This is a genomic window from [Pseudopropionibacterium] massiliense (assembly GCF_900607225.1).
Taxonomy (GTDB): domain Bacteria; phylum Actinomycetota; class Actinomycetes; order Propionibacteriales; family Propionibacteriaceae; genus Arachnia; species Arachnia massiliensis.
In genome coordinates, this window is the sequence record NZ_LR027842.1 from 1,268,865 (window position 1) to 1,283,650 (window position 14,786).

8 protein-coding genes are annotated in these 14,786 nt (G+C 69.1%); 1 reads left to right on the forward strand and 7 read right to left on the reverse strand.

Annotation, left to right across the window (positions count from 1 at the left end; all coding sequences use genetic code 11):
• Positions 1-228: 228 nt before the first annotated feature.
• The 4 genes from ahpF to gndA all read right to left on the reverse strand — a co-directional run bounded on the left by ahpF (position 229) and on the right by gndA (position 8,291).
• Positions 229-1,815, reverse strand: a complete 1,587-nt coding sequence (gene ahpF, locus E0E39_RS05600) for an alkyl hydroperoxide reductase subunit F (protein ID WP_130873847.1) — start codon at positions 1,813-1,815, stop codon at positions 229-231.
• A gap of 25 nt (positions 1,816-1,840) precedes the next feature.
• Positions 1,841-2,404, reverse strand: coding sequence for an alkyl hydroperoxide reductase subunit C (gene ahpC / locus E0E39_RS05605; RefSeq protein ID WP_130873848.1), 564 nt, complete (start codon positions 2,402-2,404; stop codon positions 1,841-1,843).
• A gap of 74 nt (positions 2,405-2,478) precedes the next feature.
• Positions 2,479-6,750, reverse strand: a complete 4,272-nt coding sequence (locus tag E0E39_RS05610; protein WP_130873849.1) for a DEAD/DEAH box helicase — start codon at positions 6,748-6,750, stop codon at positions 2,479-2,481.
• A 104-nt stretch (positions 6,751-6,854) separates the two neighbouring features.
• Positions 6,855-8,291 (reverse strand): NADP-dependent phosphogluconate dehydrogenase, encoded by a 1,437-nt coding sequence (gene gndA, locus E0E39_RS05615; RefSeq protein WP_130873850.1) that lies wholly within the window; start codon positions 8,289-8,291, stop codon positions 6,855-6,857.
• A gap of 318 nt (positions 8,292-8,609) precedes the next feature.
• Between gndA and E0E39_RS05620 the strand changes: the two genes are divergently transcribed.
• A complete protein-coding gene (locus E0E39_RS05620; RefSeq protein ID WP_165444851.1) occupies positions 8,610-9,914 on the forward strand; it encodes an ABC transporter substrate-binding protein in 1,305 nt (434 codons plus the stop codon).
• A 27-nt stretch (positions 9,915-9,941) separates the two neighbouring features.
• Here E0E39_RS05620 and E0E39_RS05625 read toward each other — a convergent pair whose 3' ends face one another.
• From E0E39_RS05625 to pepN, 3 genes are read right to left on the reverse strand one after another with little or no spacing between them, the layout of a single operon-like run.
• Complete coding sequence (locus E0E39_RS05625) at positions 9,942-11,207, reverse strand: dihydroorotase (protein WP_130873852.1); 1,266 nt, start codon at positions 11,205-11,207, stop codon at positions 9,942-9,944.
• Between the two features lie 13 nt (positions 11,208-11,220).
• The gene (locus E0E39_RS05630) at positions 11,221-12,141 is read right to left on the reverse strand and encodes an aspartate carbamoyltransferase catalytic subunit (RefSeq protein ID WP_130873853.1); all 921 of its coding nucleotides are present in this window, start codon (positions 12,139-12,141) and stop codon (positions 11,221-11,223) included.
• 25 nt (positions 12,142-12,166) lie between these two features.
• Positions 12,167-14,746 (reverse strand): aminopeptidase N, encoded by a 2,580-nt coding sequence (gene pepN, locus E0E39_RS05635; protein WP_130873854.1) that lies wholly within the window; start codon positions 14,744-14,746, stop codon positions 12,167-12,169.
• Positions 14,747-14,786 lie beyond the last annotated feature (40 nt).

Below are 14,786 nucleotides of genomic sequence, written 5' to 3' on the forward strand. Positions count from 1 at the left end.
CGGGGCGGGACGAGCAGGCCATCACGCAGGCTCTGGCCGGCTCGGCCAAACTCAATCAGCAGCTGACGACGCTCGCGGCGGGCTACGAGGATCACAAGGAGCGGATGCACCTGACGCCTGTGGCGGGGCGGCGGGGCGGGGGGGGGGGGGGGGGGCGGGGGGGGGGGGCGGGGGGGGGGGGGGGGGGGGGGGGGGGGGGGGCCACGAGGTACTCCAGATCCCTCAGGTTCATGCCTGGACGGTAGCAGTGGCGGGGGTTTCCGCCTCCTCCCGGGAACGGATCAGATGATCGAAGGCGGACAGTGCCGCGGTCGCCCCGGAACCCAGCGAGATGACGATCTGCTTGTAGGGGGGGTTGGCGCAGTCGCCGGCGGCGAACACCCCGGGCAGGGATGTGGCGCCGCGCGAGTCGATGACGATCTCCCCGGCACGGTTGCGTTCGATCACGCCATCCAGCCAGCCGGTGTCGGGCAGGAGCCCGATCTGGACGAAAACCCCTTCCAGGTCCAGGCGGCGCACCTGCCCGGAGGTGCGGTCCTCGATCTCGAGTCCCGTCACCTGGGAGCCGTCGCCGACGACCTCCACCACCCGCGTCGAGGTCAGGACCTCGACGTTGGGCAGGGAGCGCAGCGTGTTCACCAGCACGGCATCGGCCTTGAGGACGTCGAGGAACTCCACCACCGTCACGTGCGAGGCGACCTGGGCCAGGTCGATGGCGGCCTCGATGCCCGAGTTGCCGCCACCGATCACCGCCACCGGCCTGCCCTTGAACAGGGGACCGTCGCAGTGCGGACAGAAGGTGACGCCCTTGTTCCGGTACTCCTCCTCACCGGGGACACCCATGGTGCGGTAGTGGGCGCCCGTCGCCAGGACGACGCTGCGGGCGCGCAGTGTCCCACCGCCCTCGATGTCGACGGCGATCAATCCGTCCTCACCAGCCGGGTGCAGCGCAGAGGCCTTCACCCCGGTGGTGATGTCCACATCGTGGGCGCGCACGTGTTCCTCCAGAGCGGCACCGAGACGCGGCCCCTCCGTGTGGGGTACCGAGATGAAGTTCTCGATGGCCATGGTGTCGAGCACCTGCCCGCCGAATCGCGCGGCGACCAGTCCGGTGCGCAGCGCCTTGCGGGCCGAGTAGATGGCGGCAGTCGCCCCCGCTGGGCCGCCCCCGACGACCAGGACCTCGAAGGGATCCTTCGCGTCCAGGGCCTCGGCGATGCGTGCTGCGGCCCCGGAGTCGAGGCGGGCGACGAAGTCCGCGACGTCCATGCGACCCTGTCCGAAGAGCTCCCCGTTCCTGTAGATCGCGGGAACCGCCTTGATGCCGAGCGCCTCCACCTCGTCCTTGAAGGCCCCGCCCTCGACCGCCACGTGGCGGATCCTCGGGTTGATGACGCTCATGGTGTTGAGGGCCTGAACCACGGTCGGGCAGTTCTGGCAGGTCAACGACATGTAGGTGACGAATTCTCCCCCGTCGAGCCGGCGCACCGCATCGGTGGTCTCCTCATCCAGGCGAGGGGCGTGGCCGCCGACCTGGATCAGGGCGAGCACCAGCGAGGAGAACTCGTGCCCCATGGGCAGCCCGGCGAACCGGACCTCGATCTCGGTGCCCACGCGTCGGATCGCGAAGGAGGGGGTACGGGGGTTGGATTCCTCGACGACACTCACGAGAGGGCTGAGGGCAGCGATCTCGTCGAGGAGCTCCCGCATCCTGGTGGATGCGGCGGAGTCATCGAGTGAGGCGGCGAGTTCGATCGGGAGCGAGACGAGCTCCAGGTATTTCTTGAGCTGCGCGGTGGCGTTGGCGTCCAGCACTGTGTGGTTTCTCCTTACCGGTTCGTCAGATCTTGCCGACCAGGTCGAAGGACGGGGTGAGGGTCTCCTCGCCCTCCTCCCACTTGGCGGGGCAGACCTCGCCGGGGTGGTTGCGGACGTACTGGGCGGCCTTGACCTTGCGGAGCAGCTCGGCGGCGTTGCGGCCCACACCCTCGGGCGTGGTCTCGATGTACTGGATGACGCCGTCGGGGTCGATGAGGTAGGTGGAGCGGTCGGCCAGACCGGAATCGGGGCGGGCGTTGTCGAAGTTGGTGGTGATCACGCCATTGACGTCACCGAGCATCGGGAACTCGAGGGTGCCGATCTCGGGGGAGGTCTCGTGCCACGCCTTGTGGACGAAGTGGGAGTCGCGGCTCACCGAGTAGACCTCGACGCCCAGGGACTGGAGCTCGGCGTAGATTCCCTGGAGATCGGCCAGTTCGGTCGGGCACACGAAGGTGAAGTCGGCGGGGTAGAAGAAGACGATGTTCCACTTGCCCTGGAAATCGTCGCTGGAGACATCCACGAAGGCTCCGGAGCGGTAGGCGGTCGTGGCGAAGGGCTTGATCGGGGTGTTGATCAAGGACATGGCGGTCACCTTTCGTCGGTCAATCAGAACGATAGAGACTATATATCAAAAAAGCTAGATGTGCATGATTTGATCTATCGGCGTGGTGTGGGTGCGCCCTCCACCACGAGTCCCTGCGGGTGGAGCCCGGCCCCGGCCTTCCTCAGTTCGGGCGCCAGGGGATGGGCCGTGGCCCGGACGCCGTCGATCTCCTCGATGCGGAACCGCGCCATCCGGCCCCGGGCCACCGCCTCGCCCAGGGCGCGGATCACCCTGGTCGCCGCCTCGCCGGGGGAGCCGGAGGGGAAGAGGGTCAGCGCCCGCCCGCCGCGTCCCAGGTGGGCCAGGCAGTTCCCGTCGGCGATCACCACCACGGCCCCGGCCGGACGCGACGGCCGGGCGGTGTCGTGGGCAGGCCAGGGCAGCACCCGGCCGAAGGGATTCGCGGGATCGACCGCCGCCAGCACCCTCGCCGCGGAGGCGTCGGGTTCGCGGAAGGACCGCAGCGCATCGATGGTCTCGGGGGCGGCGAACTGGGCCGCGCCCAGCCCCGCCACCAGAACCCCGCGACGCACCAGGCCGCTGTCCTCGAGCTCCCGCAGCAGCCCGTAGGCTGCCGCGAACCCCCCGGGCGCTCCCTCAGCGATCCCCCGGGTCACGACGCCGTACCGCTCCAACCAGCCGGTTGCACGCCCCAGCCGCACCTCGGTGGGCGTCGAGGAGTCGTCGGTGACGGTGTACCAGCGACCGGCAAGCGCCCGGACCGCGGGATTGACGGGCCGCGCGGGGCGGGGACGCCTGGCCCTGAGGCGGCTGCTGCTGCGCGGGGCACGGCGGGACGACGCCCCGGTCAGCAGCGCGCGGATCGGGGCCATCGAGGCGGGGGCGATCAATCCCGCCGCGGCGGCCCGCCACAGGAGCCCCGCGTGCTCGGGTGTCACCAGGCCGCCACCGAGCCCGGCCGCGAAGGTGCAGACCTCCTCGTCCGCCGCCTCCAACGGTGGCGGCACCAGGTCCAGGTCGTCGGCCGCGACCATGGCCAGCAACGGGTCCGGCCCGTCGCCGCGGAGCCTGATCAGCACCTCGCCCTCCGCCAGCAGCTGGTCCAGATGGGACGGTTGGTATCCGGAGACCCGTGCCGGAAGCACGTGCGATTCCCACACGCTGGCCGGCAGCACCGCGCCGGCCAGCTGCTGCAGGGCCAGGAGCACCTCGTCGGGGGAGGAGGGGCGCGGCTCCGTGACACCGTGCCGGTCCAGCAGGAAACGGGTGTAGGCCTCGGCGGGCACCGGCTCCACGGCGGCCCGGGCCGCCGCCAGGCAGCGTCCCCGCAGCCGGTCCAGGACCCCCGGATCGCAGTACTCGGTCTCGGTCTCGCCATCGGTGAACCTGCCCCTGACCAGGCGGCCCGCATCGGCCTCCGACTCCAGGAGGCGGCCGGCCACGGCCCGGCCCAGCCCGAGCGAACCCGCGAGGGCCGCGGCCGTGAAGGGCGTGTGGGTGCGGGCGAACCGGGATGTGAGCTGGGTCAGCGGATCGCGGCCGCCGGGTTCGGCGTTCACCTCGCCGGGCACCGCCACGCCCAGGGCGTCGCGCAGCAACGCGAGATCCGGTTCGGCTGCCAGGCGTTCCTCACCGGCCACGGTCACGGGCACCAGGCCGGCGGGCGGCGGATCGGGCGGGGGAAACTCGCTGCGCAGCCCCAGCTCCTCGGGGGACAACGGCCCCAGGCGGCGGGGCAGGTCCACCAGTTCCGCGACGTTGCGGGCCCGGAAACCGTCGGCGGTGTGCTGCAGCTCCGCCAGGAAACGCTCGACCACGACGGGATCCAGCAGCTCCCGCAGATCCAGTGATCCGAGAACCGAGGCCAGCAGGGCCGGGTCGAGGGCCAGCGACTGGGCCCGCCTCTCCGCGATCGGCAGGTCCCCCTCGTACATGAACCTGCCCGCGTAGCCGTAGAGCATGCTGGCCGCGAACGGGCTGGGGGAGGGTGTGACCACCTCGACGAGCCGCACCGCACCCGAACGGATCCGCGAGAGCAGCCCGGTCAGCCCAGGCAGGTCCCACCGGTCGTTCAGGCATTCGCGCACCGCCTCCAGGGTGATGGGGAAGTTCGGGTGCTGGCGCGCCACCTGGAGCAGCTGGGCGGCCCGGTGGCGCTGCTGCCACAGCGGCATCCGGCGGCCGTGGCGGCGGGGCAGCAGCAGGGAGCGGGATGCGCACTCCCGGAACCGGGCCGCGAACAGCGAGGTGCCGCCCACCTGGTCCGCGACGAGGCGTTCCACCTCGTGTGGGGAGATCCGCGCCAGGCCCGCGACCAGGGCGGGCAGTTCCCCGTCGGGCAGCCGCAGGATGAAGCCGTCGTCAGTGGCCACGGGCTGGGAGTCGATCCCGGAACGCCGTTCCACGAGGGCAGCCACCGCCACGCTCCAGGGCGCCAGCACCGCCCGTCCCAGCGGGCTGTGCACCACGACCCGCCAGTCACCCAGCTCGTCGCGGAACCGTTCCACCACGACGGTCCGTTCGTCCGGCACCACCCCGGTGGCCTCGCGCTGCTCCGCCACGAGGGCCGTCAGCTCCCTCCGGGTGTTCTCGTCGATCCAGGGGAGGCCGAGGTCGTCGGGGTCCCCGGCGACCCGGCGCAGCAGCTCCCCGATGCGACATCCCAGCTCCGCGGGGCGGGACAGATCCTCACCGATCCAGAAGGGCAGCTTCCCGGGCCGGCCCGGCGCGGGGGCAACCAGCACCTGGTCGCGCGTGATCCCGACCACCGTCCACGAGGAGGCGCCGAGCGTGAAGGTCTCACCCACCCGGGTCTCGTGGACCATTTCCTCGTCGAGCTCCCCGACCCTGCGCCCGGGGCCGTCGCCGTCGGCCAGGAACACCCCGTAGAGTCCCCGATCCGGGATGGTGCCACCCGATGTGACGGCGAGCCGCCCGGCCCCGGGCAGGGCGAACAACCGGTCGCCGCGCCGCTCCAGCCGGGCCCGCAGCTCCGAGAAATCCGCGCTGGGATAGGTGCCGAGCAGCAACCGCAGAACCGCGTCGAAGGCCTCATCCCCCAGCGCGGAGTAGGGGTGGGAGCGCCGCACCGCAGCCAGCCAAGTTCCGATCTCCAGACCCGCATCCCCCACGGCGGCGGCAGCGGCGACGGTCTGCTGGGCCAGGACGTCGAGCGCCAGGACGGGGATGCGCAGCTCCTCGATCCGGCCCGCGATCATGTCGGAGACGGTCACGACCGCGGCCGCCAGCTCCCCGCGGTGCAGGGTGTGGAGGCATCCCCTGGAGGTCGCCCCCACCTGGTGCCCGGCCCGGCCGAAACGCTGCAGCGCGCTCGATGTGGACAAGGGGGCGCTGATCTGGATCACCTGATCGACGGCGCCCATGTCGATACCAAGCTCCAGAGAGCTCGTGGCGACGACGGCCCGCAGCCGCCCCGCCTTGAGCGCATCCTCGATCTCGGCCCGGAGGTGTTTGCTGACCGAACCGTGATGGGCGCGGGCCAGGTCCTCGTCGCCGCCGGCCTCCAGCCACAGCTCGTTGAGGCGCGCCGTCAGTTTCTCCGCCGCCCGGCGGGAGTTCGCGAACACCAGCGTGGAGCGTGCCTTCAGGATCGAATCCAGGATCTTCTTCTCCACGTGGGGCCAGGGATCGTTCAGCGGGGGAGTGACGACCTGGACATCCCAGCTCTTCCCGGTCCCGGGAGCCACCACCGACACGTCCCGGTCGCCCCCGAGGAGGGCCGCCACCTTTTCGACGGGGCGCACCGTGGCGGACAGTGCCACGCGTTGCACGTCGCGCCCGGCCAGCAGGTCCAGGCGCTCCAGGCTGAGGGCCAGGTGGGTGCCGCGTTTGGAACCGGCGACGGCGTGGATCTCGTCGACTATCACCGTCTCGACGTCGCGGAGGGTTTCCCGGGCCGAGGAGGTGAGCATCAGGTACAGCGACTCGGGTGTGGTGATCAGCACATCCGGTGGCCTGCGCCGCATCCGGTCGCGGTCGCGGGCCGGGGTGTCGCCCGATCGCACGCCGACGGTGACCTCGGATGTCCGCTGGCCCTGTTTCTCGACCTCCCCGCGGATCCCGGCCAGGGGGACGCGCAGGTTGCGTTCCACGTCCACCCCGAGCGCCTTCAGGGGGGAGACGTAGACCACCCTCGTGCCCCGGTCCCAGTGGCCTGGTCGCAACAGGGAATCGAGGGCGTGCAGGAAGGCCGCGAGGGTCTTCCCGGAGCCGGTCGGCGCCACCACCAGGACGTGCCCCCCGTCGGCGATGGTTCGCCACGCCTCCTTCTGCACGGACGTCGGCGCCCCGAAGGTGTTCACGAACCAGTCCCTGCTCGGGGCGGAGAAACGACTCATCGGCATGCCGGAAGTCTGCCACCCGGCCCCGACAGGTCACTGAACCTGCCCCGAAGCTGGTTGAGCCGGCCGGTGTCGAAACCATCTCGCGCTTGCCCGGGGACTTGCGGTCAGTCGGCGGCGACCTCCGCCCCGTCGGTCGACCAGTTGATGTGGAAGGAACCCTCGTCGTCGACGCGGCGATAGGTGTGCGCCCCGAAGTAGTCACGCAGCCCCTGCGTGAGTGCCGCGTTGAGACGCGGGGCGCGGGCCTGGTCGTAGTGGGCCAGCGCCGCCGAGAAACCGGGCACCGGTACCCCGGCCCGCACGGCCTCGGCCACGACGGTGCGCCAGCCTTCCTGGGCCTCCGTGAGGCCCGCCACGATGGAGGGGGCCTCCAGCAGGGTGACGAGGTTGCCGGCCGCGTACTCGGAACGAATCCGTTCCAGCAGCCGGGCGCGAATGATGCAACCGGCGCGCCAGATCCGCGCCACCTCCGCGATGTCGATGCTCCAACCGTATTCGGCGGCGGCCATGCGAATCTCGTCCAGGCCCTGCGCGTAGGCAACCACCTTGCTGGCCCACAGCGCCTGGCGGACCTGTTCGACGAAAACGCCGCGATCGGCCACCCGGATGCTCCGGTCCGGTCCGTGGAGGGCTGCCCGGGCGGCGGCGCGCAGCTCGGGGGCCGAGGAGATGGCGCGGGCGAACACGGACTCGGCGATGGTGTTGACCGGGGTGCCCAGGTCGAGCGCCGACTGCACGGTCCAGGTGCCCGTCCCCTTCATGCCCGCGGCGTCCCGGATCACATCCACCAGCGGAACACCGGTGCGGGGATCGGTCTTGCGGAGCACCTCGGCGGTGATCTCGATCAGGTAGGAGTCCAGGTCCCCGGTGTTCCAGGTGGCGAAGATGTCGGCCATCTCGGCGTGGTCGAGGCCCATGGCCTTCAACAGCTCGTAGGCCTCGCCTATGAACTGCATGTCGGCGTACTCGATGCCGTTGTGGACCATCTTCACGAAATGTCCGGCGCCGTCGGTGCCGATGTGGGTGCAGCACGGCTCCCCGTCCACGTCGGCGGCGATCCGTTCCAGGACCGGGCCGAGGGCCTCGTAGGACTCCGGGGATCCGCCGGGCATGATCGACGGCCCCTCCAGTGCTCCCACCTCCCCTCCCGAGATGCCCGCGCCCACGAAATGCAACCCGAGGCCACGGAGACGCTGCTCGCGGCGGCGGGTGTCCTGGAAGAACGAGTTGCCGCCGTCGACGACGATGTCCCCCTTTTCCAGGAGCGGGATGAGGGAATCGATGGTGGCGTCGGTGGCGGCACCTGCCTTGACCATGAGAATGACGCGGCGGGGTCGTTCCAAGGAGGTGACGAAATCCGCCAGCTCGTGAGAGGGCACGAAATCCCCCTCGGAGCCGTGGAGCGCGATGACCTCGTCGGTGCGGGCGGCCGTCCGGTTGTAGAGGGCCACCCGGAATCCCTTGTGCGCGAGGTTCCGGGCCAGGTTCGACCCCATCACCGCCATTCCGATCACTCCGACCTGGGCCAACTGCTCGCTCATGTGACTCCTCGACTGCTCGGAAGCTCTTCAAATCCGTGCAGCCAGCTTAGAGGGTGTCGACGTGGAGCACGTTCCGGACGCGGCGGTCGTCCGTGATCCGGTGCGGCGAGTGCGAACTCCCCGGGCCCGGCTGCGGGTGTCCGCTTCGTGACCCCGCGGGCGTGGGCCGGGCAGTGGGTTCTGTACATTAATCGTGCGCGGAAGAAAAAAGCTGCGTGTCCTGTCCGGCTGGCCTTTCGGGCTGCTGCGCCGTCGGGACCTCTCTTCTGTATGAAACCGACGTAGAGGGAACAAAATTCAATGCAGAGCAAGCGCTTGATGGTCGTCACGGGCCTGCTGTCAGCGGCAGCCATCGTTCTTTCCGCATGCGGAACCGCAGCCGGCAGCGGCGGCTCCGAATCCGCCCAGCAGGGCGACAACGTGATCAGGATCGAATACGTTCACCGGCTTCCCGACGGTCCGGGAACGGTTCCGGTGGTCGACATGGTTGAGAAATGGAATGCCGCACATCCGAACATCCAGGTCACCGCGACCAAGTTCACCGGCAAATCATCGGAGCTGATGACCAAGCTGAAGTCCGACGTCGCGAACAAGAGCGCTCCCTGCCTGGCCCAGGTCGGTTACGGCGAGGCCCCCGAGATGTTCGTGCAGAACATGCTCGAGGACGTATCCGGTGAGGCCGCCAAGTACGAGGACAACTACAACGACGCCGCTTACTCCCAGATGTCTGTCGGCGGCAAGATGGTGGGTCTGCCCCAGGACACGGGGCCTCTGGTCTACCTGTACAACGAGGCCGAGTTCACTGCCCTGGGCATCGCGGTTCCCACAACCTTCGACGAGCTCCTGGAGGCCGCCAAGAAGGCCGCCGCCCAAGGAAAGTACATCCTCGACTTCGAACCCGACGAGGCCGGCTACTGGCTCTCCGCCCAGGCCGCCGCCGCCGGCGCCGTGTGGTACTCGACGGTCGACAACAAGTGGAGGATCAACACCACCGACGAGAAGACACAGGCGGTGGCCAAGTTCTGGCAGGACGTCCTGGACGCCCAAGCCGCGCTCACCAACAAACGCGCGGACGACTCCTACGAACAGGCCCTGACGAACGGGTCCCTGATCGGCAACATCGCCCCCGCCTGGGAGGTCGGCTACGCCCTCGACAAGCTGGACGGCACCCCCTACGAGGGACAGTGGCGCGTCGCGAAACTGCCCACCGTCGGGGGTGCCCGGATGACCGGACCCGACGGAGGATCCGGCGTGGCCGTCATGAAGGGGTGCCAGCACAGGACCGAGGCCATGGAGTTCAACAACTGGCTGAACACCCAGGTGGCCGACCTGGCCTCCCAGGGGCTCCTGCCCGCCGCCAAGGGCGCGGTCACCACCCCCGAGAAGACCCTGCGCCAGTTCGGCAACCAGGACGTCTACCAGGTGCTGGCCGAGGCCAACGGCGAGCTGCCCTCGGAATGGGGCTACATTCCCGGCTTCTCCACCGTCACCCAGAAGATGAAGGAGAAGGCCGACGAGGTGGTGGCGGGCGGCGCGAAGGTGACCGACATCTTCGCCGTCACCGAGACCACCTCGAAGGAGATCCTCAAGGAATCCGGCCTACCCGTTGCCGAGGAGGGGTGACTCGGGGCCGCCCCCTGCCACGATTCCTCAGCGCCTGTGGGTGACCCTGCCGTTCCACAGGGTCATCTCCACCGGGTCGGGGAGATCCCGGCCGTGGTACGGGTTGTTGTGGCTGATGGAGGCGGAATCGTTCCGATCCACCGTCGCTCTCCGCTGCGGGTCGATCAGCACCAGGTTCGCCGGCTCACCGGGGGCCAGGGGACGGCCCTGCCCCGTCGCCTTCCCGATCCGGGCCGGGGCGTGGCTCATCCGATCCGCCACCTGCGGCCAGGTCAGGCGGCCCGGGGCGACCATGGTCTCCATCACCACCGCCAGGGCCTGTTCCAGCCCCAGCATCCCCGGCCTGGCATCCACGAAGGCGTGGTCCTTGTCCTGCGGCGCGTGGGGCGCGTGGTCCGTGGCGACCGCGTCGATGGTGCCGTCGGCCAGCGCGGCACGCACCGCCTCGACGTGCTCGTCGGTGCGCAGCGGGGGATTGACCTTGAACGTGGTGTCGTATCCGACGACCTCCGGGGTGGTCAGGTACAGGTGATGGGGGGTGGCCTCGGCGGTCACCCGGATGCCCCGCTTCTTGGCCCAGCGCAGCACGTCCACGCCCTCCGCCGTCGAGACGTGACACACGTGCAGGCGGGACCCGGTGGCCTCCGCCAGGGCGACGTCGCGGGCGATTATCACCGACTCCGCCACCGGAGGCCAGCCGGGGAGCCCCAATCGACCCGAGATCTCACCCTCGTGGCAGCACGCCTCGGGTCCCGCGAGGGTCGCGTCCTGGGCGTGCTGCGCCAGCACGCCGTCGAATGGTTTCACCCACTCGAAGGCACGCCTCATCAAACTGGCGTCCATCACGCAGTGCCCGTCGTCGGAGAACATCGACACCCGGGCCCGCGAACGGTGCATCAGTCCCAGCTCCGCCAGCTCCCTGCCGGCCAGTTCCTTGGTGATGGCGCCGATCGGGATCACCTGGCAGTTGTTGGCCGCGGTTCCCAGGGCCAGCACATGTTCCGCATTCTCGGCAGTGTCCGTGACGGGTTGGGTGTTGGCCATCGCGAAGACAGCGGTGAAACCCCCGCGGGCGGCGGCGCGGGAACCGGAATCCACGGTTTCGGCGTCCTCGCGTCCCGGTTCACGCAGGTGGGTGTGGATGTCCACCAGACCGGGTAGCGCGATCAAGCCGTCCGCGTCGACGGTGGTTGCGCCCAGGGGGCGTTGATCGACGAGACGACCCGCATCGACGAACAGATCCGTTCGAGAACCGTCGGGCAGGGTCACCCCGGTGATGGCGAGCTTCGACATTGGTTTCCTCCCGTCAGTCGGCCAGCAGGTGATGCAACACGCTCATGCGGACCGCGACCCCCGAGGAGACCTGATCGAGCACGATGGAACGCGGGTCGTCGGCGGCGGTGGAGCTGATCTCCAGGCCACGGTTCATGGGTCCGGGGTGCGCGATCACCGCAGTGGGACGCAGCCTGGTCAGCCGGGAGGCCGTCAACCCGTAGGCGGCGACGTACTCCCGTTCCGAGGGGAAGAAACCGCCCTGCATGCGTTCTCGCTGCACCCGCAGCATCATGGCGACGTCGACGTCCGAGATCACCTCGTCCAGGTCGGGGGTGACCTGCACCCCCCAGGTCCCCACCCCGGGCGGCAGCAGCGTGTGCGGGGCGACGAGCACCACCCGCGCGCCCAGCCTGCCCAACAGCGCGACGTTCGAGCGGACGACCCTGGAGTGCAGCAGATCCCCGGTGATGGCAACCAGTTTGCCCTCGAGGGTTCCCAGCCTGGCACGGGTGAAGTGTGTCAGCATCGCGTGGGCGTCCAGAAGGGCCTGGGTCGGGTGCTCGTGGGTACCGTCCCCGGCGTTGACCATGCAGGCCCGCACCCATCCTGCTGCCTGGGCCACCGATCCGGAACCCGGGTGGCGCATCACGATGGCGTCCACCCCCATGGCATCCAGGGTCATGAGGGTGTCGCGCATCGATTCGCCCTTCGAGACGCTCGACCCTCGTGCCGAGACGTTGATCGCGTCAGCTGAGAGCCACTTGGCGGCGAGCTCGAAGGAGCTGCGGGTACGGGTGGAGTCCTCGAAGAAGAGGTTCACCACGGTGCGGCCCTTCAGGTAGGGCAGTTTCTTGACCCGGGCCTCCTGCAGCTGATGCATCCGCCCGGCCAGGTGAAGGATCGAGTGGATCTCGTCGGTGCCGAGATCGGTGATGCTGAGCAGATGCTTCATGGCCGGGCTCCTCCGGGGACGTGGATCAGTGGCGGCTGCGTTCCTGGACCCGCAGGTTTCGTTCGGCCTCGTCGAGGCGTTCGCTCAGCAGGCGCCGCACCTGGTCCGTTGGCTCCCCCTCGGCGAGATAACGGCGGAACCGTTCGATCACATCGGCTGTCGCCAGGGTTTCCGGGAACAACCACCTGAGCACCGCCCCGATGGCCGCGTAGCCGCGCTTTTCCCAACCGTCCTCACGCTTCGAGATGACCTCGGCCAGTTTCGCGTAGGCATCGACGTAGGGGGCCAGCACATCCTCCTGCCCGTAGTTGATGAATCCCACGGCGATGCTGCGATGGGTCTCGTTCGGGACGTCCGGGTCCGCGGTCGCCAGTCGCCACGCCTCCGCCTTGGCCTGCGTGGTCGGGAGTCCCGCGCGCGCTCCGGCGGCGTGCTCGGCGCCGGTATTGGTGTTGTCCCGCTCCAGTTCGGCGGCGATCTCCTTCTCGCCGAAGACACCGCGTCGTGCCAGCGTGGTGACGATGAGCCAGCGCACCTCGGTGTCCACCGCGAGATCGGTGGGGACCTCCTCGTCGTGCAGCCAACCGCGGATCAGTTCGCAGGCGCTCTCGCTGCGGGCAACCCCGATCAGGGTCTTTGCGATGATGAGTTGCGCATCGGACCCGGGTTCGGCATCTTTCAGCAGCCCCGCCAGACCGGTGACGAGTTTCATGTTCGCGGCCTCGCGCAGCTCGGGGGCCATGAACCGGCCCGAGCAGACCGCCGCCTGAGCCAGAACCGTCGCGATGGCTGCCATGTCCTTCTCGGAGCCGATGCCCTGGAGGGCCAGGGAGACCAGCTCCTGCGGTGCGATCTCGGCGTCGCGGACCGAGTCCCAGAACAGCGACCAGGTGACTGCCCGGGCCAGCGGATCGGTCAGCCTGTCGATCCCTTTCACCAGGGCGTTGCGGGACATCTCGTCGAGGCGCACCTTCGCGAAGGTCAGATCACCGTCGTTGAGAAGAATCACGTCGCGTCGGGGCCGTCCCACCAGGTCGGGCACCTCGGTGCGTTCACCCGAGATGTCGGTCTCCACGTAGTCAACGCGTTCGAGACCATTGTCGGTGTTGGCGTAGATGCCGATGCCGAGACGGTGGGTGCGCAGCGTCGGCCAGGCCTCGGGGGCGGTCTGGACGATCGCGAACCGCGTGAAGGTGCCGGTCTCGTCAACCTCGAACTCGGCCCGCAGGGTGTTGACCCCGGCGCTCTCCAGCCACTGCCCGGTGAACCAGGACAGGTCGCGTCCGGAGGCGGCCTCCAGCTCGGTGAGCAGATCGGCCAGGGTGGTGTTGCCGTGGGCGTGCTTGCGGAAGTAGTTCCCGACCCCCTTGGTGAAAGCCTCGATACCGACGAAGGAAACCAGCAGCTTCAACACGGAGGCACCCTTGGCGTAGGTGATGCCGTCGAAGTTCTGCTCCACCTTCTCCAGGTCGCTCATGTCCGCGGCTATGGGGTGGGTGGTGGACAGCTGGTCCTGCAAGTATGCCCAGGCCTTGCGTTCGTTCGAGAACGAGGCCCACGGATTGGCGCCGGTGCCGTACTTCCTGGCGATCTCGTCCGCCGCGAAGTGCGAGGCCCATTCCGCGAACGACTCATTGAGCCACAGGTCGTCCCACCAGCGCATCGTCACCAGGTCGCCGAACCACATGTGGGCCAGCTCGTGGAGGATGGTGTTGTCGCGGGCCTCCATCTCGCGGGCGGTGACGCGGGAACGGAACAGGTACTGGTCACGGAAGGTGACGCAGCCCGCGTTCTCCATGGCCCCGAAATTGAATTCGGGCACGAAGATCTGGTCGTAGGAATCAAAGGCGTAGGGCACCCCGAAGGCCGACTCGAACACCTCGAAACCACGCTGCGTGGTCTCGAGGATCCGGTCGGCGTCGAGGAACTCGGCCACGGATGCGCGGCAGGCCACGGAGGCGGGCAGCACTCCGGCCGCGGAGTTGATCCGGCCCTCGACCACGTGGTACTCGCCGGCCACCAAAGCGGTGATGTAGGTCGATATCACGGGGGTGGGAGCGTGCTCGAAGCGCGCGATCCCCTCCCCGGCAGGCTGGCCCTCGACGGAGCGGGAGTTGGTGAACACGCTCCAGTGGGCGGGCGCGAGGACGGTCAGCTGGAAGGTCGCCTTCTGGTCGGGCTGCTCGAAGGTGGCGTACATGCGCCGGGCATCCGCCGTCTCGAACTGGGAGTACAGGTAGACCTTGCCGTCGGTGTCGACGAAACGGTGCAGCCCCTCACCGGTGTGGGAGTAGCGGCCGATGGCGTCGACGACGATCGTGTGGTCACCCTCCGGAAGGTCGTTCAACGGCAGCCGGTAGCCGTCGAATCCATCGATTGGAAGAGGGTTGCCGTCGAGGCTGGCGGAAAGGATCTCGTCCGCGATCACGTCCAGATGAGTGGATCCGCCCTTCGATGTGAAGTCGAGTTCGGTGTGAGAGGCGAAGGTGCGCTCGGGATCGGCGACACCATTGCCGGTCACGTCAACCGTCACCCGGTAGGCCCCGGCCTTGACGACGCGGGAGCGGCGGGCGGCTTCTTCGCGAGTGATATTGGCGGTTGCCATGGACACCTTCAATCATCGTTGCTGTTCTGCCAAGCTCAAG